Source organism: Xanthomonas sp. NCPPB 1062, assembly GCF_041481705.2.
In the GTDB taxonomy this organism is placed as follows: Bacteria; Pseudomonadota; Gammaproteobacteria; order Xanthomonadales; family Xanthomonadaceae; genus Xanthomonas; species Xanthomonas euvesicatoria.
The window spans coordinates 4,621,198-4,645,524 of record NZ_CM192987.1; the positions used below are offsets into that span (position 1 = coordinate 4,621,198).

Consider the following 24,327-nt stretch of genomic DNA (forward strand, 5'->3'; position numbering starts at 1 on the left):
ACTTACGCTGGAACAGGCCGGCAACCCCATTGCGCTGGGTACCGCCATCCGGAACGATCCGGGCACAGCGAGCCGCGCATTATGCACGGCTTTCCTATGTGCCGCAAGCACTTACGCTACCTGCCCGGACGCGGTCGGCGGTGCACCCGGCAACGGTGCCAACGCGCGATCACCCGCCTCCGGCTTGCGCTGGCGCAGCGACCCGGCGCAGTTCCGCCCAGGCACCACGCGCCACCTGCCAGGCCGAGCGCAGAAACAAGAGCAACAAGACCCCTGCGATCAGCAGGTCCGGCCAACCACTGCCGAACGCCCACACCGCTGCGCTGGCCGCCAGCACCGCCACGCCCTCGTAGACATCGTTGCGCGAGCAGGCCCAGGCCGATGCCAGGTTGATGTCGCCGCTACGGTAGGGCCACAACAGGCGCAGGCAGACCAGATTGGCCGCGAAGTTCAGCCCCGCCACCACCCCCATGCTCTGGAACAGCGGCAGCTGTGGGTGGGCCAGTTTCCAGCCGATCTCGGCTGCCACCGCCAGCGCCGCCAGCAGGATCATGCCGGCCTTGAGCAGGGCCACCCGCGCCTTGGCGGTCAGGCTGGCGCCAACCACAGCCAGGCTGAGTGCATAGGTGAGTGCATCGCCCAGATTGTCCAGGCTGCCGGACAGCAGCGAGGCCGCGCCGCTGTGCAGCGCGCCGGCCAACATCAGCGCAAAGCTGCCGATATTGATCGTCAGCACCCACCACAGGACGCGCCGTTGGCGCGCCTGCATGGCGGCCACATCCAGGGTCTTGCCGCAGCCGCAGCAGGCATCGCTCATGGCGTGCCCCCGTGCGGCTGCGTGGGAAGCGATGCGACGCGTGGCGCCCGCTCCCGATGCAGCCAGCGATACAGCACCGGCAATACCAGCAGGGTGAGCAGGGTGGAGGAGACGATGCCGCCGATCACCACCGTGGCCAGCGGGCGCTGCACTTCGGCACCGGCACCGACGTTGAAGGCCATCGGCACAAAGCCCAGCGCGGCCACCAATGCGGTCATCAGCACCGGTCGCAGCCGCGCCAGCGCGCCTTCGCGCAATGCCTGCTCCAGCGGCATGCCCTCGGCGCGCAGGCTGCGCACGAAGGCGATCATCACCAGACCGTTGAGCACCGCCACCCCCGACAACGCGATAAAGCCCACGCCGGCGGAAATCGACAAGGCCAGCCCGCGCAGCGCCAACGCCACCACGCCGCCGGTCAGCGCCAGCGGCACGCCGCTGAACACCACCAGCGCATCGCGCAGCGAGCCGAACGACCAGTACAGCAGCGCGAAGATCAGCACCAAGGTGCCCGGCACCACCCAGGCCAGGCGCTGGCTGGCGGAGATCAGTTGCTCGAAGGTGCCGCCGTAGCCGATCCAGTACCCGGTCGGCAGTTTGACCTGCGCCTTGACGCGCTGCTGCACCTCGGCCACGAAGCTCCCCAGATCGCGATCGCGCACGTTGGCCGTGATCACGATGCGGCGCTTGCCGTCTTCGCGGTTGATCTGGTTGGGTCCCAGCACGGTGTCGACCTTGGCGACCTCGCGCAGCGGCACGGTGGTCGGCTCGCCACTGCGCCAGCCTGCCTCGCGGCTGGACTCGTCCGCATCGGCACGTTCGCCATCGCCACGCAGCGGGATCGGCAGATCGGCCAGCGCCGTCGGGTCCTGGCGCAGGGCTTCGGGCAGGCGCACCACGATGTCGAAGCGCCGGTCGCCTTCGAACAATTGCCCGGCCTCCTGCCCGCCTACGGCCGCCGCCACGGTGTCCTGCACCACGCCGGGATTGAGCCCGTAGCCGGCCAACGCGGCGCGATCGGGCACCACCGCCAGCATCGGCAAACCGGTGGCCTGTTCCAGGCTCACATCGGCCGCACCGGGCACCGCGCCGGCGATTTCCTGCACGCGCTGCCCGAGCTGGACCAACGTGTCCAGATCGTCGCCATAGACCTTGATCGCCACATCCGCACGCACACCGGAGATCAGCTCGTTCATGCGCATCTGGATCGGCTGGGTGAACTCGTAATTGTTGCCGGGCAGCTGCTTCACCGCCTCCTCGATCTCGGCCAGCAACTGCGCCTTGGGCTTGCGCGGATCCGGCCACTGCGCACGCGGATGCATGATCAGGAAGGTATCGGCGACCGATGGCGGCATCGGGTCGGTGGCCACTTCGGCGGTGCCGAGTTTGCCGAACACATGCGCCACCTCCGGAAACTGCTTGATGCGTTTTTCCAGCGTGGATTGCATGGTGATGGCCTGCTCCAGGCTGGTGCCGGGAATGCGCAGGGCATGCAGCGCAATATCGCCTTCGTCCAGGTTGGGAATGAACTCGCTGCCCAGGCGCGTAGCCAGCACCGCGCACAGCGCCACCGTTGCAAACGCTGTAATGCCGACCCAGCGGCCGTGGCGCAGCGCACGATCGAGCAATGGCGCGTAGACGCCGCGCGCCCAGCGCATTGCGCGGTTGTCGTGCTCGGCCACCTTGCCGCCGAGCAGCAACGCAATCGCTGCCGGCACGAAGGTCAGCGACAGCAGCATCGCGCCGGTCAGCGCCAGCACCACGGTGATCGCCATCGGGTGGAACATCTTGCCTTCGATGCCGGTGAGCGCGAACACCGGCAGATACACCGCGGTGATGATGCCCAGGCCGAACAGGCTGGGGCGGATCACCTCGGCAGTGGCTTCGGCAGTGAGCTCGAAGCGCTCATCGCGTTCGAGCACGCGCCCCAGCCGGCGTTGCGCTTCGCCGAAGCGGCGCAGGCAGTTCTCTACGATGATCACCGCACCATCGACGATCAGGCCGAAATCCAGCGCACCCAGGCTCATCAAATTGCCGGATACGCCACCACGCACCATGCCGGTGAGGGTGAACAGCATCGCCAGCGGAATCACTGCGGCCGTGATCAGCGCTGCGCGCACGTTGCCCAGCAACAGGAACAACACCACGATCACCAGCAATGCGCCTTCGATCAGGTTCTTGGCGACGGTGACGATGGTGCGGTCCACCAGCGCGGTGCGGTCGTACACCGGCACCGCCTGTACGCCGGCCGGCAGGCTGGCATTGGCCACCTCCAGCCGCTGCGCTGCGGCCTGCGCCACGGTGCGGCTATTGGCACCGACCAGCATGAACACCGTGCCGAGCACCACTTCGCTGCCGTCCTGGGTGGCGGCACCGGTGCGCAATTCGCGCCCCTCGCCCACCTGCGCCACATCGCGCACGCGGATCGGCACGCCGGCGCGCCGATCCAGCACGATTGCGCCGATCTGCGCGATGTCGTCCACCTGCCCCGGCACCCGCACCAGAAACTGCTGGCCGTTGCGTTCGATATAGCCGGCGCCGATGTTGCGGTTGTTGGACTCGACCGCCTGGGCAACGTCGTCCAGGGTAAATCCCAGCGCGACCAGGCGCGCCGGATCGGGCGTGATATGGATCTGCCGCGCATACCCGCCGATGGTGTTGACCTCGGTCACGCCCGGCACATTGCGCAGCTGCGGGCGCACCACCCAATCCTGCAAGGTGCGCAGATCGGTCGCCGTCCATGCACTGCCATCGGGCTTGCGCGCATGCGGCTTGGCCTCCACGGTATACATGAAGATCTCGCCCAGGCCAGTGGCAATCGGCCCTAGTTGCGGCTCCAGCTCGGCAGGCAATTGCGACTTGACCTGCTGCAGACGCTCGGCCACCTGTTTCCGCGCGAAATACAGATCGGTGCCATCGGCGAACACCGCCGTGACCTGCGACAAGCCATAGCGCGACAGCGAGCGGGTGGATTCCAGACCCGGCAAGCCCGCCAGCACTGTCTCCAACGGAAACGTCACCCGCTGCTCGGATTCCAGCGGCGAATAGCCCGGCGCTGCGGTATTGACCTGCACCTGCACGTTGGTGATGTCCGGTGTTGCATCGATCGGCAAGCGCGAAAAACTCCACGCCCCGATCGTAATCAGCACACCGGTCAACGCCAGCATCAACCACCGCTGCGCGATCGCAAAGCGAATGATGTTGGTCAGCATGACACGCTCCCCCGTGCAGACATGGCACCGCAAGCCGCCGAGCGTCGCACTGGTCGCACCACCGACAGACAGCGCCGTTGCCCCACAGGAACGCGCCGCACCACATCAAACAGACACTCACCCACGCGCCAGCACTGTCGTGGTATTAGTTCTCGTTGTTGCTGTTGCTGTTGTTTGCTTTCGGGGCCCCATACCGCAGCGGCAAGGCCGGCAGATACAACCCGCAGGGCGGCGCGCATGGATGCGCGACGTTTTTGTAAGGGACAGGGACGTCCCTTACAAAAATTTCTGCCGGCCTTGCGAACCCGCAGCGCCGCAGGCCCGGAGGGCGCGAGGACGGGGTGTGCTTTCTTTTGGTTACTTTTCTTTGCACAAGCAAAGAAAAGTGACTCGCGCCCGACAGGGCGTGAAAGCCTTTGCCCTAGCCCGGAGGGGCGCGAAAGTCTCTGCTCCAGCCCGAAGGGCCGCGAACGCCCCCGCCCTAGCCCAAGAGGGCGCGAAGGCCTTGGACGTGGCACATTCCCCTGCACCAAACAAACGCCCCCACTCGACAACGCACTGCCACACAAACCAACGCGATCAATGATCATGCGAAGCCCCCGACTTTTCGATATCGGCCTTCACCAGATAACTCTGCTCCACCACCACCGCATCGCCTACCGCCAAGCCCGATAACACTTGCACCTGCTGCGCATCGCGCGCCCCCAGCTTCACCGGCCGCACTTCGTAGACATCGCCCACCCGTACAAACACCACGTCCCAGTCGCGGAACCGCTGCAACGCCCCCACCGGCACCACCATCGCTGCCGGTTGCTGCGCCACCGTGACCCGCGCCTTCACCGCAGAGCCAGGCCGCCATAAACCATCGCTATTGCGCAGCACCGCGCGCGCCACCGTGCTCTGGCTCGCCGTCGCCGTGCCGGGCAATACACGCTCCAGGTTCGTTTGCGCCACGACGCCATCGCTGATGCGCGTGACCGTCACCGGTGCGCCGGCGGTGATATGCCCGGCGTCGGCGCCGAAGATGTGCAGATCCACCCACAAGGTGGACAGGTCGGCGATCTCGAACAAGGCCTGGCCTTCGCTGGCATTGCTGCCCAGGCTGGCATTACGCGCCAGCACGGTGCCGCTGATCGGTGCGCTCACCGAATAGGTGGTCAGGCTCAGATTGCTCTCCACCGTGGCCAGCACCTGACCGGCGCGTACCTGGTCGCCCACGTTGACGCGCAGGCTGCGTACCGGGCCGGGAAAACGCGCGGTCGCCTGCGCTTGCGCGCCTTCTGCCGGCGTCAGTAGCCCCTGCACTTCGTGCTGGTCGGCAATGCTGCCGGCGCCCACCGGCGCAACACGAATGCCGGCGTCCTGCGCGACTTTCGCCGCGATGGTGGTGCGGCCTTCATAGCTGGGATAGGCCCAGCGATGGGTCTTGCCCTGCACGGTGGCGCGCACCTCCACATCGAACGAATGCGGTTCGCCGACCGTGCTGTCGGCCAGCAGACTGCCGTCGTCGCGCGGCTGCAATCGATGCACTTCATTGATACCGCCGAGCCGGGTCAGATGCACCTCCACCTTGCCGGCGGTGGCCGGCAATGGTTTGCCATCGCGGTACAGCCAGGCCTGGTACGTAGGCGGCGTGCCGTCTTCGGCGATGGCCAGCTCCACGCTGTCGCCGTCCTGGCTGAGCAACCGCCCGCCGTGCGTGCCGGTCTGGGCTTCATCAGCGTGCGCATCGGCGCCCGCCTCGCCTTCGGCGGCGTGCCCTGTGTGGTCTTCGTGCGCTGCGTCGCTGTTGCGGCTGCAGCCGCTGAGCACCAGCGCCAGCAGCAGCGGCGCAATCATGAAACGTGTCATCGAAGGTGGTCCTGGTTGGCGCCGACGCACTGCGTCGGGCGAACGAATGGAAGTGGGTTGCGAAGAAGGAGCGCCTGGCGTGGGCAGCGTTTGGCGAGCGCTGGGTGCCGACATCGCTGCAGATGCGGCGATTCCGCCAACGCCCTCACGCGCGGCATGAAAACGCAGTACCGAAACAGCAGTCATGGCGTCACCTGCGCGGCAGGCTCGCGCACGAACGGCTGCCCGGTCAGACGCTGGATTTCGATCAACGCGGTCTGCGCTTCCAATGCGGCAGCCAGTTGCTGCTGGCGTGCATCGCTGCGTTGCGCCTGCAGCTGCGCCCAGTCCAGATAACTGGTGGCGCCGGCGCGATAGGCGCGCTCGGCGGCGGCATCGGCGCGTGCGAGCGCCGGCAGTACATCCTCGCGCATGCGCGTCACTTCCAGCTGTGCCGCGCGGTAGCGGTCATGCGCATCGGCCAGCGTGGCGTAGAGCGTCAGCGCCTGCGATTGACGTTCAATGTCCAGCAACGAGAGCTCCGCTTCGGCGGCGCGAATTTCCGGCTGCGCGCGTGCAGCGCTGCCCAATGCCAGCGAGACGCTGCCGAGCAATGCAGTGGCGTCATTGCCTTCGAGCCGGCGCACGCCCACCTGCCAGTCCAGATCCGGGCGCGCCTGGCTGCGTGCCAAGTGCACCCGTGCCTCGCGCACGCGTTGCTCGCCGTTCAAGCGTGCCAGTTCCGGCGTGGCGTCGAGCAGTTGCGCCAATACCTCGAACTCGGGAATCGCCGGCAGCTGCAACGGGTCGCCAGTGATCGCACCGAAGTCCGGCGTGCGATCGCCCCACAACACCGCCAGCTGGCGGCGTGCGGCCAGCAGCTCCTGCTGCGCGCGATCGCGCTCCAGTTCTGCGCGCGCCTGCAGGGCTTGGGCGGTCAGCAGCACCGATTCGGGCGATGCGCCGGCCTGCAGCCGCTGGCGCGCAGCACTGACGGTGCGCTGGCGCTGGGCCAGCGCTTCGAGTGCCGCCGCGTGCCGCTGCGCAGCCATGCCGATGGCCAGGTAACGCCGTGCCACCTCGGCCAAGACGTCCAGCCGGGCCAGGGCGCGTTGCGGTGCCAGCGCATCGATGCGGGCCTGTGCCAGGGTGCGGCGTGCGTCGAGCTTGCCGCCGCGTTCCAGCACGCCGGCCAGGGTGACGGTGAGTTCGGCCTGGTCCAGCGCGCGGGTGGGACCGGTGCCGAACACGTTTTCCAGTTCGGCACCGATCCGCAACGGCGGACGCAGTGCGTCGCGCTCGGCTTCGGCGCTGAGGACCGCACGTTGGCCATCGGCCAGGCGCAGATCGGGGTGCTGGCGGGCGACGCGTGCAATGGCGTCGTCCAGGGTCAGCACGGGTTTGGGCGGCAGGTCCTGCGCCTTGGCGCACGGCACCACCGCGAAGACGGCAAGCGCCGTCAGTCGCAACCACATGAGGTGTCTCCGGAATCGGGATCGATGGACAGGCCGGCAGCTGCCGGCGATGCATCAGGCCGCGATCGGAGGACGCAATCCGGTCTCGCTCAGATGCGAGCGGTAGGCGGTGGTCAGCACGGGCGGCTGCCCGTGCGTGCGCGCAGGCAACGGGCCCCAGGCCAACGCCGGCAGCATGGCCGGGCTATGCCCGTGGCAGTAGCCGCTGTGCATCAAGGCATGCAGCAAACCGGCACCGTCGCGTTCGCCGGCATCGCCTTCGTCGGCACCGTCATGGCCATGCGGTGCGGTGTCGTCCAGATGCGCCTGATCGTGCGCCAGCGCATGCACATCGCCCAGTGCGCAGGCGACCGGTGCAACCAGCACGCCCATGACCAGCACCAGCAACGCCATCAGGCGGAGCAACGGGTGCGACAGGCGGGCGCGAGGAAGCAGCATGGGCGCAGCGTATAGGGGCCGGGGTGGTTACACAATTGCACGGGGTGTTGCGTTGTTTGATGCGCTCGGTGGCTTTCAAAGCTCGGTGGTTCGAGCGCGCGGTGCCCTCGCCGCTCGCGGGACACGCCGTCAACCCGTCCATGGGGGCTCGATGGCGGCATCCATGCCGCAAGCGGCGAGGACACCGCACCAGACAGTTGGCTGGTGATTCTTACTGAAGAGCGAGAGCCGCGTCCGGTGGTCTGCTGGTTGCTTGTTGAAAACGCTGCACACCGACCAACGCGACTGGTCCTTGCCCGCCTACCGTCGTGGGACCCTGGCGGCATGGAATGCCGCCACGGAGCCTACATGGACGTACTTGCGACGTGTCCGCGATGGTGGGCGGGCAAGGGTCCTGCAGCAAACGCGAAGACCTTGAGGGCGCGATGCCCTCACCGCACTAGAAGGTTGGCCGGCGGTCGGCAATGCGACCCAGCATCACGGCGCCGCGCGACCGGCCGATTTGGCGTCTATCGGGCGTGCCTTGCTCTCAGCGATAAAGGCGCGCACCTGCTGCTCCAGCACGGGCAAGGTGACCGAGCCCTGGCGCAGCACCACATCGTGGAAGGCCTTGATGTCGAAGCGGTCACCCAGCGCCTTTTCTGCCTCGGCGCGCAGCTTGACGATGGTGATCTCGCCCAGCTTGTAGCTCAGCGCCTGGCCTGGCCAGGAGATGTAGCGGTCCACTTCGGTGGTGACTTCGTGCTCGCTGAGCGCGGTGCGGTCGCGCAGATAGGCCAGTGCCTGCGCGCGGCTCCAGCCGTCGTGATGCACGCCGGTGTCGATCACCAATCGGCAGGCGCGCCACATCTCGTAGGTAAGCCGGCCGAATTCTTCGTACGGGGTTTCGTAGATGCCCATCTCCTGGCCGAGCTTTTCGGTGTACAGCGCCCAGCCCTCGCCGTAAGCAGAGATGTAGTTCTCGCGCCGGAACGCCGGTTGCTCGCCCTGCTCCAGCGCCAGCGACCCCTGCAGCGAATGACCCGGCGAGGACTCGTGCAACGTCAGCGCCGGCAGGTTGTACAGCGGCCGCGATGGCAGGTTGTAGGTGTTGACCCAATAGGTGGTGGCGCCGCCGCGGCCGGCGGTCCAGAACGGGGCGATATCGTCGGGCACCGGCTTGATGGTGAAGCGCCCGCGCGGCAGCGTGCCGATGAACTTGCCCACCTGCCCGTCCACGCGCTTGGAAATCCATGCGGCGCGATCGAGCAACTCCTGCGGGGTCTTGGCGTAGAACTGCGGGTCGGTGCGCAGGAAGGCCAGGAACTGCGCGAAGCTGCCCTTGAAACCCACCTGCTGGATGATGGCGTTCATCTGGGTCTGGATGCGCGCCACTTCGTCCAGGCCGATCTGGTGGATCTGCTCGGGCGTCAGTTCCAGCGTGGTGTATTCGCGGATTTGCTGCCGGTAGAACGCCTTGCCGTCGGGCAGTGCTTCGGCCGCCAGCGTGGTGCGCGCCTTGGGCATATAGTCGTTGCGGAAGAACGTCAGCAGCTTGCTGTACGCCGGAAGGACGGCGGTGCGCAACGCGGCCTTGGCCTGTTCGCGCAGTTGCGCCTGCTCGGCCGCCGGGATCTGCGCAGGCAGCTGCTTGAACGGCGCGTAGAAAGTGGATTCGGTGGGGTCCTTGACATCGGCCACGGTGGCGATGGAGACATCGCGCCCGTCCAGCACGGCACGCGGCACGCTGAATCCGCGTGCCAGGCCGGCGCGCATGTTGACCGTCTGCTGGTCGAAATAGCGCGGTACATCGTTCAGGCGCGCGATGTAGGCGCGGTACTCGGCCGCGGTCTTCATCGGCCGCTGCGCCATGAAGCCCAGATTCGACCAGAACGAGCTATCCGAATTGAACGGCATTTCGTACAGGCGCAAACGCACTTCGGCCGCCAGGTTTTCCACCTGCGGGCGGTAGATGGCGAAGTTGATCTGGTTGGCCGGCGAGAGCTGCTTCGGGTCGATGCCGTCGAGCTGCTTGAGTACGCCGTCCCATACCGCCAGACGCGCCTGCTGCGCGGCCGCGCTGACATCGGGCAGATGCGTGTTGTCGCCGGTGGTGTCGCTGTCTTCGTCGGCCTGGCCGGTCTCGGCCTGGCGCCAGGCCCACTCTTTCTCGTAGATCGCGCGAAAGCGTGCATCGGCCGGTGCCTCGGCGGTGAGCGTGGCCGGGGCCGGTGGCGTGGCGGCCTGCGCCGAGGGGGCGGCGAAGCCTGCGCCCAGCAGGGCGAGCGAGAGTGCGGCGGCGAGCGGAGAGGTCACGTGCGGAAGCCTGATCTGGAGCGAACGCCCGATCATGGCAGCACCCGGTCGTGCTGCCATGGGCCGGAAGTCCCAACACGGGCTGGTGCAGGGGCATGGCTGGAGTGTCGGTGCTGCCCTGTTATTGACGGGCGTGTCAGGGGGACTGCCCCCATCCGCCCTTCGGGCACCTTCCCCCGCAGGCGGGGGAAGGGACTTTTAGGTTTGTCAGGGAAGGACGAGACGCTCTTGGTGAGTGCGGTATCGCCCCCGCCTGCGGGAGAGGGTCGTGGTGAGGGCCGCTTGAGACCGGCCGACGCGGCTTCGGCTCAGCCCTTGCGCACCACCACCAGGTGCCGCTCGCCCTCCAGGCCGGGGACCTGCAGCGGGTGCACCTCGCCAACGGTCCAGCCGGCCGGCAATGCGGCGATTTCCTCGTGCGGGTACACACCCTTCATCGCCAACAGGCTGCCGCCCGGGCGCAACAGGTGGCCGCCGACGGCGATGATGCCGGCCAGCGTGTCCAGCGCGCGCGCGGTGAGGTGGTCGTAGGCGGCCGGCTCGTCCAGCGCTTCGGCACGGGATTCGGCCACGCGGGCGTTGCCCAACTCCAGATGGCGCAAGGCCTCGCGCATGAAGCGCGCCTTCTTGCCATTGCTTTCCACCAGCGTCACCTGCAGCTGCGGGCGGGTGATCGCCAGCGGGATGCCGGGCAAGCCGGGGCCGGTGCCCAGGTCGGCCAGGGTACCGCTGGCGATGTAGGGCTGCATGGCCAGCGAATCGAGCAGATGGCGGGTGACCATCTCGCGCGGGTCGCGCACGGCGGTCAGGTTGTAGGTCTTGTTCCAGCGCACCAGCAGGGCCAGGTAGCGCAGCAGCGGTGCGGCGAAGGCCGCATCCAGGGATTGGGCCTGCAGGCCGCGTTCGAGCGCGGCAGAGACATCGGGGGCGAGTGCGGCATCGTTCATGGCGCGATTATCGCAGCTGGGCTGGCGGGCATGCGCGCACCGATCTTTGCATCGCGGCTGGGAATGGCGTGGTTGCCTCGGCAGGCCGTTGCCCTGCCGCGTGCTGCCCGGCCGCGCCGTGGCTGGCTGTGCTGAACCACCGGCAGTGACGCTGCAACACGTGACACAAAACGGACATGCCGTGGCCACAGCATGGTCGTGTCTGCTTGCCTGCCGTTTTGACCATGCCTGTGATCGACCCGTCTGCCGCCTCACCCCTGCCTGATTGCGCTGCCACGCCGGCGCCACCGGATCCGAGCCGGCGGCGCATCCTCATTGCCGGCGCCAGCCTGGCCGCGGCGGGGCTGCTCAGCCCGTTCGCACGCGCCAGCGGCAGTGCCGATCCCTTCACGCTGGGCGTTGCGGCCGGCGACCCGTTGGCCGATGGCTTCGTACTCTGGACACGGCTGGCACCCCGCCCGCTGGACCCGGACGGACGCGGCGGCTTGCGCGCAGCGGTGCCGGTGCGCTGGCAGGTGGCCAGCGACCCGCAGATGCGCACCATCGTGCGCCAGGGCGAGACCATCGCCAGCCCCGTCTGGGGCCACGCGGTGCACGTGGAGCTCACCGGTTTGGCGGCCGATCGTCCCTACTGGTATTGCTTTCAGGCCCTGGGTGCACGCAGCCCGATCGGCAGTGCGCGCACCCTGCCGGCGGCGCATCGGACGCCGGACGCAGCGCGGTTCGGGTTTGTCTCCTGCTCGCACTGGGAACTGGGGTATTTCAGTGCCTACCGCCACCTCGCCGCGGAACAGCCGGACCTGGTGTTCTTCCTCGGCGATTACATCTACGAGTACAGCAACCACGGCGAGGCGGCGCACAAGATCGTGCGCCCGCACGGCAGCGGCGAATGCCTGGATCTGGCCGGCTACCGCAACCGCTACGCGCTCTACCGCACCGACCCGGACCTGCAGGCGCTGCACGCCGGCAGCGCCTGCGTGGCGACCTGGGACGACCACGAGGTACAGAACGATTACGCCAATCGCTGGTCGCAGGACCCCTCGATTCCGGTCGACACCTTTCTGGCCCGGCGCGCTGCCGCCTACCGCGCCTTCTACGAACATTTCCCGCTGCGTGCGCGGCATCGCCCGCACGGCGCGGACATGCGCATCTACCGCTCCTTCGATTACGGCCAGCTGGCGCGTTTCTACGTGCTCGATGGCCGCCAGTACCGCAGCGAGCAACCCTGCCCGCAGGCCAATGGCTGGCGCGGCGGCCATGTGGTGGCCGACAGTTGCCGCCAGCGCACCGACCCGCAGCGCACCATGCTCGGCTGGGAGCAGGAGCGCTGGCTGCATGGCCGCTTCGCGCAGTCGCCAGCGCGCTGGAACGTCATTGCGCAGGATCTGCTGGTGGCACCGATGCGACAGGCTGGGCGCGACGGCGTGGTCGGGCACTGGACCGATGGCTGGGACGGCTACCCGGCCACGCGCGACCGCATGCTCGATGCGATTGCCAAGACGCGCCTGCGCAACCCGGTGTTCTGGGGCGGCGACATCCACTCGTATTGGGTCACCGACCTGAAGGCCGATCCGGCCGACGACGCGTCGTCAACGCTGGCCACCGAATTCGTCGGCACTTCGATCACCTCCGACGGCCAGAGCAACGACGAACTGCACGCGACCATGGCAGCCAACCCGCATGTGCACTACGTGGACGGGCAAACGCGCGGCTATGTGTCGGTGACGCTTACGCCGGGCCAGATGGAAACCCGGCTGCAGGGCATCTCCGATCGGCGCGACCGCAACGCCACGGTGTCGACCACCAAGCGCTTCGTGGTGGAGGACGGCAGACCCGGCGCAGTGGAGGCCTGAGCCGGGGCGGCAGCCGCGGACGCACTGCCCCGAGGCTGGTGCGCGCGGCATCCTGCTCGCGGCGCACTGTGCGGCCCATCGCGTTAACGCGCCCGGGGGCGGTCACGGACACGTGGCGGTAAGACGGCGGCGCTACACCTGCACGCAGCCGCAGCCGCCTGAAGGACACGCATGACCGTCTCCGATCCCGCCCGTCGCCGCATCCTGCAAGGCTTGGGTGCCGGTGTGTTGCTGCCGGCCACTGCCGCTTGGTCTGCGCGCAGCCTGGCCGCGCCGTCGGGACGACCCACCATCACCGACGGGGTGCAGAGCGGCGATGTGCTGGACGACCGCGCGATGCTGTGGAGCCGTGCCGACCGCCCGGCGCGGTTGCGGGTGGAATGGGACACCCGCCCAAGCCTGCGTCAGGCGCGGCGCGTGGACGGCACGATCGCATCGGCGGCGCACGACTTCACCGCACGTGCGGACCTGAGCGGCCTGCCACGCGACCAGGACATCTTCTATCGCGTGCGTTTCGAAGATGCCGACAGCGGTGTGTTGAGCGCGCCCGTCCACGGCCATCTGCGCAGCGCACCGCAGGCGCGTGGCGATGTGCGCTTTGTCTGGAGCGGCGACACGGTTGGCCAGGGCTTCGGCATCAACCCGGACATCGGCGGCATGCGCATCTACTCGGCGATGCGCGAGCGCAATCCGGATTTCTTCCTGCACAGCGGCGACACCATCTACGCCGACAGCCCGATCCCGGCCGAGCTGACGGTGGAAGACGGCAAGCGCTGGCGCAATCTCACCACCGCGGCCAAAAGCAAGGTGGCCGAGACGCTGGACGAATTTCGCGGCAACTACCGCTACAACCTGCTCGATGCGCACGTGCGCCGCTTCAATGCCGAGGTGCCGCAACTGTGGCAATGGGACGACCACGAAACCACCAATAATTGGTCGCCCGGCAAGCAACTGGATGCGCGCTATCAGGTACGCGACATCGACGTGCTGGCCAGGCGCGCCCGCCAGGCGTTCCTGGAATACGCGCCGATGCGCGGCGTGCGTGCCGACGGCAGCGGGCGTATCTACCGCAAGATTGCCTACGGCCCGTTGCTGGATGTGTTCGTGCTGGACATGCGCAGCTACCGCGGCGCCAACAGCGACAACCTGCAACCGCGGCCCGGTCCCGATGCCGCGTTTCTCGGGCCGGAGCAACTGGCGTGGTTGCAGCGCGAACTGGCCGGCTCGCGCGCGCAATGGAAGGTGATTGCCGCCGACATGCCGATCGGCCTGCAGGTGCCAGATGGCGAAGATGGAAACGGGCGCCCGCGCTGGGAGGCGATTGCCAATGGCGACCCCGGCGTGCCACGTGGCCGCGAACAGGAAATCGCCACGCTGTTGCGCTTCATCAGCCGCGCACGCATCCGCAATACGGTGTGGCTCACCGCCGACGTGCATTACTGCGCGGCGCACTACTATCACCCCGATCGCGCCGCGTTTCAGCAGTTCGAACCGTTCTGGGAATTTGTCGGCGGCCCGCTCAATGCCGGCAGTTTCGGGCCCAATGCACTGGATGCCACGTTCGGCCCGAGCGTGGTGTTTCAAAAAGCGCCACCTGCGCCCAACACCTCGCCGCTGGCCGGTTACCAGTTCTTTGGCGAAGTGGACATCGATGGCCGCAGCGGCGTCCTCACGGTGACGTTGCGCGACCTGGATAGGGTGGCGCAGTTCCGTCAACCGATTCTGCCGCACGGCGTGGCGTAGGAACGCGGCGGACGGATTACGCGCCCGCCAACGGATGGAACGCCAATGCGGCGCGGCACTCTGGAGTGGCCCACCATTCGTGCAGCTGCCAGTGTTCGGCCTGGCCAAGTTCCGGATCGCACCACTGCAGGCGCAGTGCGCCGTCGGGCGCGGGCGCATACGCAAGCCGGTGCAAGCCGAACGACAGGCCATGCCCATGGGCCTTGAGCAAGGCTTCCTTGGCGCACCACAGCCGGAAGAACAACGCGTGTTGTGCGTCCGGCGCCAGCGCAGCGAGCAAGGCGATTTCATCGCGATGAAAGAAGCGTTGCGCGATCTCCAGCACACGCGGGCGCGCACGAATGCGCTCCAGATCCACGCCCAGTCGCACGCCCTGGCCCAGCCCTACCAGCAGATAGTCGCCGCTGTGGCTCCAACCGGTATCGCGGTCGGGCAGCGCCGGCTGCAACGAGGGACGCCCGCGTGCATCGCGCTGCAATGGCACCACTGCCGGGTCGATGCCCAAGGCCGGGCCGAGCAACTGACGCGCCTGCGGCTCGCCACGCTCGCCGGGGCGGTGCGGGCGTAGCCACAGCTGCACCGGGCCAACCTGCCAGCTCGCATGCGCTGTCACGCGCCGTGCACCAAGCCGAACATTCGGCCACACCGTTCATCGCGCTCGACAGCTGCTTCACGCGCAGCTGCGTTGAATGGCGCCCATGCACCACTTCCGGTGCACGCGAACATGGAGATCAGCAACATGGGCATCATCATCTGGTTGATCGTCGGCGGCATCGTGGGTTGGCTGGCCAGCATCATCATGCGCCGCGACGCGCAGCAGGGCATCATCCTCAATGTGGTGGTGGGCATCGTGGGCGCACTGATCGCCGGTTTCCTGTTTGGTGGCGGCATCAACCAGGCCATTACGCTATGGACCTTCGTGTGGTCGCTGGTGGGTGCGGTGATCTTGCTGGCCATCGTCAATCTGGTGACCCGCGGCCGCCTGCGCTAACGCAGCGCCTCACACCGCTCTCGCGTCGCGCAACGCCCGGGCCTGCCCGGGCGTTGTCGTTTCAGCCTTTCGCGGCAATGCGATCGGCCGGGTGGTGCACGCCGTCTTCCACCGGCACGGCGATGTTCAACGCATACGGATTGACGCCTTCCAGGCAGCCGACGTTATAGCCGTATTCGTTGGGATTGGAGCGGCGCCGGTGATGGGTGTAGATGCCGCACACGCCGCAGAAATAATGCGCTGCGGTCTGCGTGTTGAATTGATACAGCTGCAGCACTTCCTCGCCCTGCACTACATGCAGGCCATCGAGGGTGACCGACGCGACGATGGCGCCGCGCCGGCGGCACATCGAGCAATCGCAGCGGCGTGGATCGAGCAGGCCATGCGGCAGATCCAGATCGATTTGCACTGCACCGCAGTGGCAACTCAGGCGATGCACCGGCCCCAGCGTGACATCGCCCACCTTGTGCGTGCTACGACGCAGATGCCGTTCGCTCATGCGCCGACCTCCGCCAGCCGCACCCACGCCGGCGCATGGTCACTGGGCCGCTCCCAGGTCCGCGGTTCGCGATCGATGCCCGATTCCACCGCGCGCGTGCGCAACGCGTCCGAGACCAGGGTCAGGTCGATACGCAAGCCCAGATTGCGGCGGAAACCGGCCTGGCGGTAATCCCACCAACTGAAGTGCTCGGCGTCCTGGTTGTGCAACCGGAATGCGTCGTGCAAGCCCAGCGCCAGCAGTTTGTCCAACGCGGCGCGCTCGTCGGTCGAGGTGAGGATGTGGTGCTCGTTCCACACCGTTGCATCGTGCACGTCGCGCGCGTCCGGGGCGATGTTGAAGTCGCCCAGCACCACCAGCTGCGGGTACCGCTGCAGCTCCTGCGCGATCCAGTCGTGCGCTGCGGCGAGCCAGCGCAACTTGTAGGCGTACTTCTCGGTGCCCACGTCCTGGCCATTGACCACATACAGATTGATGATGCGCACGCCATCCACCGTGGCGGCGATGACGCGCTGCTGCACATCGTCGAGCCCGGGGATGCCCATCTGCACGTCAACTGCCGGCGAGCGCGACAGGATCGCCACGCCGTTATAGGTTTTCTGCCCGCAGAACACGCTGCGGTAGCCCAGTGCCGCCAGCGCTGCATCGGGAAACTTGTGGTCTTCCAGCTTGGTTTCCTGGATGCCCACCACATCCGGCGCAAACGCGGCGAGCCACTGTTGCAGGTGCGGCAGGCGCACATTGAGCGAGTTGACGTTCCAGGAGGCAATCTTCATGGCGCGGACCGTGGTTCAAACCACCAATGGTACCGCGCCATGCGTCGCCCTCAGGACGGTGGAGCCCGGCGTGGCGGAACCGGGCTATTCCGCCACGCGCTGCCGTGCCGTGTGTGGGAAGGCGCGCGTGCCGGCCTGGCGTGCGCGTCATCGGCGCCACCCTGCGAGCTGGCGCACTGGATCAGCGCAACTGACGCGCTTGCCGCCGAACGTTGGCGAGCGGCCTGCGCCTACGCGCGGGCGCTACCGGTCGGGCGCCGCCGCCCGTGAGCGAAGGCACGAGGCGGGCACCTGCACCGGACAGCCGCCGTCATTCAATCACTTGACGTGAAGCAACCCGCCCGGTCGAAGTGGATAAGCTGGCCTGACCCCCATGAGACCGCCGGCCATGCCGTCATCCGCCGCAGTCGCGTCGCCACCGCAGTCGCCTGCCTTCCCCGGCCTGAGCCTTGACGAGCGCGACATGCGCGACCGCCTGCGTCTGGCCGGCCTACTCACCCGTGCCGACCTCAGCCGTGGCACCGGAGTATGCGCGCACCACCGCGAACACGCGGCCACCTGGGCCAGGGCCGCGCGGGCATCTCGCACACGTTCCTGGCCGGGCCGCCCCAACAGCGGCGGCATCGCCAAAACGCAGAACGCCGGCACTGGGCCGGCGTTCTGCGATCACAGCAACCATCAACCCGTCGATCAGTGACCGGAGGCGCCACTGGCACCCAGGCCGGTTTCGGCACGGATCTGCTGCGCCTTGAAGGCAGCGCGTTCGTTGGCTGCCTGCGGGCTGCGATCCAGCACCGAGAACAACCAGATGCCGACAAAACCAATCGTCATCGAGAACAGCGCCGGCGAGGTGTACGGGAACGGCGCCGAGCCGGCCGCGTTGCCCAGCGTGTCCACCCACACCGACGGCGACAGGATCGTCAGCACCAGCGAGGAGATCAGGCCGAGGAAACCACCGGTCACTGCACCACGGGTGGTGCAGTTCTTCCACAGCAACGACAGGATCAGCACCGGGAAGTTGGCCGAGGCGGCGATGGCGAAGGCCAGCGACACCATGAAGGCAACGTTCTGCTTCTCGAACACGATGCCCAGCAGCACCGCGATCACGCCCAGCACCAGGGTGGTGGCACGCGAGACCTTGAGCTCCGAACCAGGCGCCGGGTTACCCTTCTTGATCACCGTGGCATACAGGTCATGCGACACCGCCGAGGCGCCGGACAGGGTCAGGCCGGCCACCACCGCCAGGATGGTGGCGAAGGCCACCGCCGAGATGAAGCCCATGAACACGTTGCCGCCCACCGCGTTACCGACCAGCACCGCCGCCATGTTGGCCGCGCCCTTGCCGCCGTGGATGGTGCCGGTGGCGACATCGGCGAACTGCGGGTTGGTCAACACCAGTGCGATCGCACCGAAGCCGATGATGAAGATCAGGATGTAGAAGTACCCGATCCAGGTGGTGGCCCACAGCACCGACTTGCGTGCCTGCTTGGCATCGGGAACGGTGAAGAAGCGCATCAGGATGTGCGGCAGGCCGGCGGTACCGAACATCAGCGCCATGCCGAAGGAAATCGCCGAAATCGGGTCCTTGACGAAACCGCCCGGCCCCATGATCGACAAGCCTGCTTTTGCTGCATCCTCGGGCGAAGCGCCACCGCTGGCCGCGACCGCGGTTTTCACCCGCACGCCTTCGGCAAACAGCGCCTCGAAGCTGAAGTTGAAATGCCACATGATCGCCACGGCCATGAAGGTCACGCCGGTCAGCAGCAGCACGGCCTTGATGATCTGCACCCAGGTCGTTGCGGTCATGCCGCCGAACAACACGTAGATCATCATCAGCACGCCGACCAGGGTCACCGCCACCCAGTAGTCCAGGCCGAACAGCAACTTGATCAGCGCACCGGCACCGACCATCTGTGCGATCAGATAGAACAGCACCACCACCAAGGTGCCCGACGCCGCAAAGCTGCGGATCGCTGTGGGCGCGAAGCGGTAACCGGCCACGTCGGCGAAGGTGTACTTGCCGAGGTTGCGCAGGCGTTCGGCCATCAGGAAGGTCAGGATGGGCCAGCCGACCAGAAAGCCGATCGCATAGATCAGGCCGTCGTAGCCGTTGGCCATCACCGCAGCGGTGATGCCCAGGAACGACGCCGCCGACATGAAGTCGCCAGCGATCGCCAGGCCGTTCTGGAAACCGGTGATGCCACCGCCAGCGGTATAGAAGTCGGCGGCCGACTTGGTCTTGGCCGCCGCCCATTTGGTGATCCACAGGGTGGCCAGCACGAAGAAGCCGAACATGGCGATCGCCACCCAGTTGGTGGGCTGCTTGTCGACCTGGCCCAGGTCGCCGCCGGCGGCCAGCGCGATGCCGGCAGGCATCAGGCCGGCCAGGATCAGGAGAAGGCGCGAAATCTTGCTCATTTGCGGGCTTCCTCCAGGATCTGCGCGGTCAGCTGGTCGTAGGTGTTGTTGGCGCGACGCACGTAGATGGCGGTGATGACGATGGTGAACACCATCACTCCGATCGCGATCGGGATGCCGATCGAGGTCACGCCGGCACCGATCGGCTTGGCGAGGAATTCCTTGTCGAAGGCAATCAGGCCGATGTAGCCGTAATAGGCCAGCAACATCAGTATGGTGAGCGTCCAGCCCAGCGTGTTGCGCTGACGCTTGAGTGCGTGGTACTTCGGATTGGCATCGATCTTGGCGATCAACGCGTCATTCGAGACGGTCATGGTCTGTCTCCTGGTAGAGCGCTGGTAAGACATAAGGCGGCGATGCCCGCTCCACCGCAGTGGAGCAGGCCGCCAGTGGCAGAACGCTAGAAGCTGTACTTGGTGGTGAACTGCAGCCGCGAAATGTCGCCGCTGTCGCCGTTTTCGGCTTCGCGACGGCCGTACATCAGCTCGGCGCCCACATCCACCTTCGGCAACGGCGAATAGAACACGTTGGCGCGAATGCTTTGCTGGGACTTGCTGGCAAGCCCACCGGTATTGGCCAGCGAATGGTCGTAATTCACGCGCGAGTACATGAGGGTGCTGCGCAGCTTGGCGTTGTAGTCATGGCGCCAGGCCACCCAACCGGCAACCGTGGTGACGGTCTGGATATTGCCGTCGATGTCGATCTCCACATCCGAGCCGTTGCCCAGGCCCAGATAGCGTCCCAGGCCCTCGCCGTAGCTGAGCTGGTAACGCAGATCGTTCTTGGAGTTGATGATCCAGCGGCCGCCGCCGGCGATGGCACCGCCGAAGTCGGTGTCGTTGGTCAGCGCGCTGCGGGTGCGGTACTGGCGCGCAATGGCCGACAGACCGAAGGTGCCCCAGGTCCCCTTCCAGTTGTAGCGTGCAGTCAGGTCCGGCATCGCGCCATGGTCCGAGGCCAGGATGGTGTTGCCGCCCTGGTACGGGGTGGTCAGCGTCTCGGGGTTTTCGGCCGACACGCTGAAAGCGCCGCGGGTGTACCGGATCTGGGTCTGACGGCTGAACAACGCACCGTCGGTCGGCCCGACGATGTCGGCCGCTTCCGGCAGGATGGTGGGATCGATGAAGTTGGACCAGGTCTGACCGGCCAGCCAGTTGTTCCAGCTCATGTAGGCGTGCCGCAAGGTACCGCCATACAGATTGTTGACCTGGTTGGCCAGCGCGTTGCCGAAGAAATCCAGTTCGATGAAGGCGGTGAGCTTGTCGCCGTTTTCGGTGACGGTGTCCACGCCCAGATTGAAGCGCGAGAACTTGGCATGGAAGTCGGTATCGGTGCTGGACGCCTGCCCGCCGACCGGCGTCTGGGTCGGGATATACAGGTAACGCCCCACCGCACCCTCAGGCAATGCGCCGTCGCTGGTACGGGTGGTCATGAAGTCGGCCTTGATGAAACCACCGTAACGGAACGTTGTCCCCGGCAACGCGTTCGGCGTGATGCTGGTCAGCTGGATCGGCTTCTTGCCGGCCGGCACCGCCGGTGCAGGCGGCGTCTGCGCCTGCAAGGTGCGCACTTCGGTGACCTGCGTCTGCGTCTGCGCGATCTGGCCCTGCTGCTGTTGCTGCGCAGACACCAGCATCTGGACCTGGCGCTCGAGCTCGGCGATACGCGCTTCCAGTGCCTTTTCCTTGGACGTCTGGGCGAACGCAGCGCCCGGCAAAATGGTGGCCACGAACAAGGCGGCCGCCAACGGATGGCGCACCAGCGGTGCAATACGGTGTTTCATGGAACCCTCTCCCCAATGAAGGCCTCGCGCTTGATGGCGATGCTGTGCGGAGCGTGAGGCAGTCCGCGCTTCGGAGCCTATTCGCCTTTGGTCGTAGCTGCAACGCAGCATTGCGCAAGATGACCGATGGTCGCACCGCAGCACGTCTGGCATGTGCGTTGGCGCACTCACCCCGGTTACGACCATGGTCTAAGGCGCCGTTGACCGCCGGGACAGAATGGATGCGGCACACTGATTGTCTACCGAGGGCAGCCGCAACGCCCTCTTCCGACAAGTTCATCGCAAGTGAGGGTGCCATGGCTGATGTTTATCCCGTCGATCCCGCGTTCGCCGCCGATGCGCGCGTGACGCGCGAGCAGTACGCCGCGCTGTACCGCGAATCGATCGAACACCCCGAACAGTTCTGGGGCAAGGCCGCGCAGCGGCTCGAATGGTTCAAGCAACCCACCCAGATCAAGGACGTCAGCTACGCGCTGGACGACTTCCATATCCGCTGGTTCGGCGATGGCGAGCTCAACGCCAGCGTCAACTGCCTGGACCGCCAGCTGGCCACACGCGGCGACAAGACCGCACTGCTGTTCGAACCCGACAGCCCGGATGCGGCCTCCTACCCGGTCACCTACCGCGAGTTGTACGAGCGCGTCTGCAAGCTGGGCAATGCGCTGCGCAACCTGGGCGTCAAGAAGGGCGACCGGGTCACCATCTATCTGCCGATGATCGTCGACGCCGCTGTGGCCATGCTCGCCTGCGCGCGTATCGGTGCGGTGCATTCGGTGGTGTTCGGCGGCTTTGCCGCCAACTCGATCGCCGACCGCGTGATCGATTGCCAGAGCAAGCTGATCATCACCGCCGATGAAGGCCTGCGCGGCGGCAAGAAGATTCCGCTCAAGGCAAATGTCGATGCAGCGCTGAAGATTCCCGGCACCGATACGGTGGAAACCGTGCTGGTGGTGCGCCATACCGGTGGCGCAGTGGAGATGCAGGCACCGCGCGATCGCTGGTTCCACGATGTGGTCAACGGCCAGCCGGCCGAGTGCACACCCGAGCGCATGAACGCCGAAGACCCGCTCTTCATCCTCTACACCTCCGGCTCCACCGGCAAACCCAAGGGCGTGTTGCACACCACCGCCGGCTATCTGTTGTTTGCCAGCTACACGCATGAAGTGGTGTTCGACCTGCGCGAGGACGACATCTACTGGTGCACCGCCGACGTGGGCTGGGTCACCGGCCATAGCTACATCGTCTATGGCCCGCTCGCCAATGGCGCCACCGCGGTGATGTTCGAAGGCGTGCCCAATTACCCGAACGTGTCGCGCTTCTGGGAAGTGATCGACAAGCATCAGGTCACCATTTTCTACACCGCACCCACCGCGATTCGCGCGCTGATGCGCGACGGTGCGGAACCGGTCAAAAAGACCTCGCGCAAGAGCCTGCGCCTGCTTGGCAGCGTTGGCGAGCCGATCAATCCGGAAGCCTGGCGCTGGTATTACGAGGTGGTCGGTGACAGCCGTTGCCCGATCGTGGATACGTGGTGGCAGACCGAAACCGGCGGCATCCTGATTTCGCCGCTGGCCGGCGCGGTCGATCTCAAGCCGGGCTCGGCCACCTTGCCGTTCTTCGGCGTGCAGCCGGCGCTGGTCGATGCCGAAGGCAAGATTCTGGAAGGCGCCACCGAAGGTAATCTGGTGCTGCTCGATTCCTGGCCGGGCCAGATGCGTAGCGTGTACGGCGACCACCAGCGCTTTATCGACACCTACTTCCGCACCTATCCGGGCAGCTACTTCACCGGCGACGGCTGCCGTCGCGATGCCGACGGCTACTACTGGATCACCGGCCGCGTGGACGATGTGATCAATGTTTCCGGGCACCGCATCGGCACCGCCGAAGTGGAAAGCGCGCTGGTTTCGCACCCCAAGGTCGCCGAAGCGGCCGTGGTGGGCTTCCCGCATGACGTCAAGGGCCAGGGCATCTATGCCTACGTCACCCTGATCGCCGGGCAGAGCCCGAGCGAAGACCTGCACAAGGAATTGGTCAGCTGGGTGCGCAAGGAGATCGGCCCGATCGCCTCGCCCGACCACTTGCAGTGGGCGCCCGGCCTGCCCAAAACCCGCTCGGGCAAGATCATGCGCCGCATCCTGCGCAAGATCGCCGAGAACGCGCCCGACCAGCTCGGCGACACCTCCACGCTGGCAGATCCGTCGGTAGTGGATTCGCTGGTCAACGAACGTCTGGCGCGCTGACGCGCCGAAGGGCCGGGATTCGGGATTCGGGATTGGGGATTCGCAGAAGCGGCTTTCCAATCTCTTTCCATTTTCATCTCCGGATCTGCATTGTCGAACAGTAATGCGTGCGGGCAGTTACGAATCCCAACATCCCTGCTTTTACGAATCCCCAATCCCAATCCCGGCTCCCCAATGACCACCCTGCTCATCGCCGACGACCATCCCCTGTTCCGTGAAGCCTTGCGCGGGGCGGTGCAGCGCGTGATGCCGGGGGTCGAACTGTTCGAAGCCGATAACGTGGATGCGCTGTACACCCTGGCCGATGCGCAGCCGGACGCCGATCTGCTGTTGATGGATCTCAACATGCCTGGCGCGCAGGGATTCAGCGCGTTGGTGCACATGCGCTCGCTGCATCCGCAATTGCCGGTGGTGGTGGTCTCCGCACGCGAAGAGCCCACCGTGATGCGGCGCGCGATCGACCACGGCGCGTTCGGCTTCATTCCCAAATCCGCCGATTCGGACACCATCGGGCGGGCGCTGGCCACCGTGCTCGATGGCGAGCGCTGGATCCCGGCCGAAGCGCAAAACCTGCCGCCGACCGACAGCGAGGAACGCGAGGTTGGCCAGCGTCTGCGCGATCTCACGCCACAGCAATTTCGCGTGTTGCAGATGCTGGGCGCGGGGCGCCTCAACAAACAGATCGCCTACGACCTGGGCGTATCCGAAGCCACCATCAAGGCCCATGTCACCGCAATCCTGCGCAAGCTCGGCGTCACCAATCGCACCCAGGCAGTGCTGATGGCCGGCAAGCTCGCCATCGATGCCGACGGCATCGTGCTGCCGCCGCCGGAAGAAGACTGACGCGCGCAGGTGTAGGGCTGCGTGCGTTGGGGTTGATCGGTAACGCTGGGCCGCGTCCGGGTGCGCTCGTGCCCGTGCTCCCGCTACCTCGGCCGTCCATCGGTGGTGGGCAATCGACGGACGTGCCATGCAACGCAGCGTGGCACCAACGTAGGAGCGCACCTGGGTAC

Annotated in this window: 18 protein-coding genes and 1 pseudogene; 5 read left to right on the top strand and 14 right to left on the bottom strand. The window is 66.6% G+C overall.

The features are described from left to right. Nucleotides 1-169: 169 nt before the first annotated feature. The 8 genes and pseudogenes from ACCQ16_RS19835 to rsmG all read right to left on the bottom strand — a co-directional run bounded on the left by ACCQ16_RS19835 (nucleotide 170) and on the right by rsmG (nucleotide 11,011). Nucleotides 170-817, bottom strand: a complete 648-nt coding sequence (locus ACCQ16_RS19835; protein WP_008572494.1) for a cation diffusion facilitator family transporter — start codon at nucleotides 815-817, stop codon at nucleotides 170-172. Next, nucleotides 814-4,026 carry an efflux RND transporter permease subunit gene (locus ACCQ16_RS19840; protein WP_372380097.1) on the bottom strand — a complete coding sequence of 1,071 codons (3,213 nt, stop codon included), beginning with the start codon at nucleotides 4,024-4,026 and terminating at the stop codon, nucleotides 814-816. Before ACCQ16_RS19840 ends, ACCQ16_RS19835 begins: the two co-directional genes overlap by 4 nt. A 579-nt stretch (nucleotides 4,027-4,605) precedes the next feature. Further along, nucleotides 4,606-5,877: a permuted SH3 domain-containing protein gene (locus ACCQ16_RS19845; RefSeq protein ID WP_011349030.1), complete on the bottom strand. Its 1,272-nt coding sequence runs from the start codon at nucleotides 5,875-5,877 to the stop codon at nucleotides 4,606-4,608. A 182-nt stretch (nucleotides 5,878-6,059) separates the two neighbouring features. Beyond that, nucleotides 6,060-7,331: a TolC family protein gene (locus tag ACCQ16_RS19850; protein WP_277573379.1), complete on the bottom strand. Its 1,272-nt coding sequence runs from the start codon at nucleotides 7,329-7,331 to the stop codon at nucleotides 6,060-6,062. 54 nt (nucleotides 7,332-7,385) lie between these two features. Further along, nucleotides 7,386-7,769: a DUF2946 family protein gene (locus ACCQ16_RS19855; RefSeq protein WP_011349032.1), complete on the bottom strand. Its 384-nt coding sequence runs from the start codon at nucleotides 7,767-7,769 to the stop codon at nucleotides 7,386-7,388. Between the two features lie 89 nt (nucleotides 7,770-7,858). After that, nucleotides 7,859-8,100: pseudogene (locus ACCQ16_RS19860) on the bottom strand (hypothetical protein); the annotation flags it as partial. Between the two features lie 146 nt (nucleotides 8,101-8,246). Next, on the bottom strand, nucleotides 8,247-10,064 hold the full coding sequence (locus tag ACCQ16_RS19865; RefSeq protein ID WP_127171735.1) for a DUF885 domain-containing protein: 1,818 nt from the start codon (nucleotides 10,062-10,064) through the stop codon (nucleotides 8,247-8,249). 308 nt (nucleotides 10,065-10,372) lie between these two features. Continuing rightward, nucleotides 10,373-11,011 carry a 16S rRNA (guanine(527)-N(7))-methyltransferase RsmG gene (gene rsmG / locus ACCQ16_RS19870; protein WP_008575964.1) on the bottom strand — a complete coding sequence of 213 codons (639 nt, stop codon included), beginning with the start codon at nucleotides 11,009-11,011 and terminating at the stop codon, nucleotides 10,373-10,375. Nucleotides 11,012-11,235: 224 nt separating this feature from the next. Here rsmG and ACCQ16_RS19875 point away from each other — a divergent pair, with 224 nt between their 5' ends. Together ACCQ16_RS19875 and ACCQ16_RS19880 are read left to right on the top strand one after the other, a co-directional pair. Continuing rightward, nucleotides 11,236-12,864: an alkaline phosphatase D family protein gene (locus ACCQ16_RS19875; protein ID WP_277573378.1), complete on the top strand. Its 1,629-nt coding sequence runs from the start codon at nucleotides 11,236-11,238 to the stop codon at nucleotides 12,862-12,864. Nucleotides 12,865-13,035: 171 nt separating this feature from the next. Further along, nucleotides 13,036-14,607, top strand: a complete 1,572-nt coding sequence (locus tag ACCQ16_RS19880; RefSeq protein WP_277573377.1) for an alkaline phosphatase D family protein — start codon at nucleotides 13,036-13,038, stop codon at nucleotides 14,605-14,607. 16 nt (nucleotides 14,608-14,623) lie between these two features. Here ACCQ16_RS19880 and ACCQ16_RS19885 read toward each other — a convergent pair whose 3' ends face one another. Continuing rightward, on the bottom strand, nucleotides 14,624-15,220 hold the full coding sequence (locus ACCQ16_RS19885; RefSeq protein WP_008575969.1) for a 4'-phosphopantetheinyl transferase family protein: 597 nt from the start codon (nucleotides 15,218-15,220) through the stop codon (nucleotides 14,624-14,626). A gap of 126 nt (nucleotides 15,221-15,346) precedes the next feature. Between ACCQ16_RS19885 and ACCQ16_RS19890 the strand changes: the two genes are divergently transcribed. Next, the gene (locus ACCQ16_RS19890; RefSeq protein ID WP_005914591.1) at nucleotides 15,347-15,598 is read left to right on the top strand and encodes a GlsB/YeaQ/YmgE family stress response membrane protein; all 252 of its coding nucleotides are present in this window, start codon (nucleotides 15,347-15,349) and stop codon (nucleotides 15,596-15,598) included. 61 nt (nucleotides 15,599-15,659) lie between these two features. Here ACCQ16_RS19890 and ACCQ16_RS19895 read toward each other — a convergent pair whose 3' ends face one another. From ACCQ16_RS19895 to ACCQ16_RS19915, 5 genes are all read right to left on the bottom strand, one after another. Continuing rightward, the gene (locus ACCQ16_RS19895) at nucleotides 15,660-16,097 is read right to left on the bottom strand and encodes a GFA family protein (RefSeq protein ID WP_008575974.1); all 438 of its coding nucleotides are present in this window, start codon (nucleotides 16,095-16,097) and stop codon (nucleotides 15,660-15,662) included. Next, entirely contained in the window at nucleotides 16,094-16,873 is a 780-nt protein-coding gene (gene xth, locus ACCQ16_RS19900) for an exodeoxyribonuclease III (protein ID WP_122272141.1), read from the bottom strand. Before xth ends, ACCQ16_RS19895 begins: the two co-directional genes overlap by 4 nt. A gap of 690 nt (nucleotides 16,874-17,563) precedes the next feature. Beyond that, nucleotides 17,564-19,291, bottom strand: a complete 1,728-nt coding sequence (locus ACCQ16_RS19905) for a cation acetate symporter (protein ID WP_029820732.1) — start codon at nucleotides 19,289-19,291, stop codon at nucleotides 17,564-17,566. Further along, nucleotides 19,288-19,605, bottom strand: a complete 318-nt coding sequence (locus tag ACCQ16_RS19910) for a DUF485 domain-containing protein (protein ID WP_008575982.1) — start codon at nucleotides 19,603-19,605, stop codon at nucleotides 19,288-19,290. The genes ACCQ16_RS19905 and ACCQ16_RS19910 overlap by 4 nt, the downstream gene beginning before the upstream one ends. Before the next feature lie 86 nt (nucleotides 19,606-19,691). Next, complete coding sequence (locus ACCQ16_RS19915; RefSeq protein WP_008575984.1) at nucleotides 19,692-21,074, bottom strand: DcaP family trimeric outer membrane transporter; 1,383 nt, start codon at nucleotides 21,072-21,074, stop codon at nucleotides 19,692-19,694. Nucleotides 21,075-21,370: 296 nt separating this feature from the next. On the opposite strand from ACCQ16_RS19915, the gene acs reads away from it, so the two are divergent. Both acs and ACCQ16_RS19925 read left to right on the top strand, forming a co-directional pair. Beyond that, nucleotides 21,371-23,314: an acetate--CoA ligase gene (acs, locus tag ACCQ16_RS19920; RefSeq protein WP_277573375.1), complete on the top strand. Its 1,944-nt coding sequence runs from the start codon at nucleotides 21,371-21,373 to the stop codon at nucleotides 23,312-23,314. A gap of 174 nt (nucleotides 23,315-23,488) precedes the next feature. Beyond that, nucleotides 23,489-24,157 carry a response regulator transcription factor gene (locus tag ACCQ16_RS19925; RefSeq protein ID WP_008575987.1) on the top strand — a complete coding sequence of 223 codons (669 nt, stop codon included), beginning with the start codon at nucleotides 23,489-23,491 and terminating at the stop codon, nucleotides 24,155-24,157. Nucleotides 24,158-24,327 lie beyond the last annotated feature (170 nt).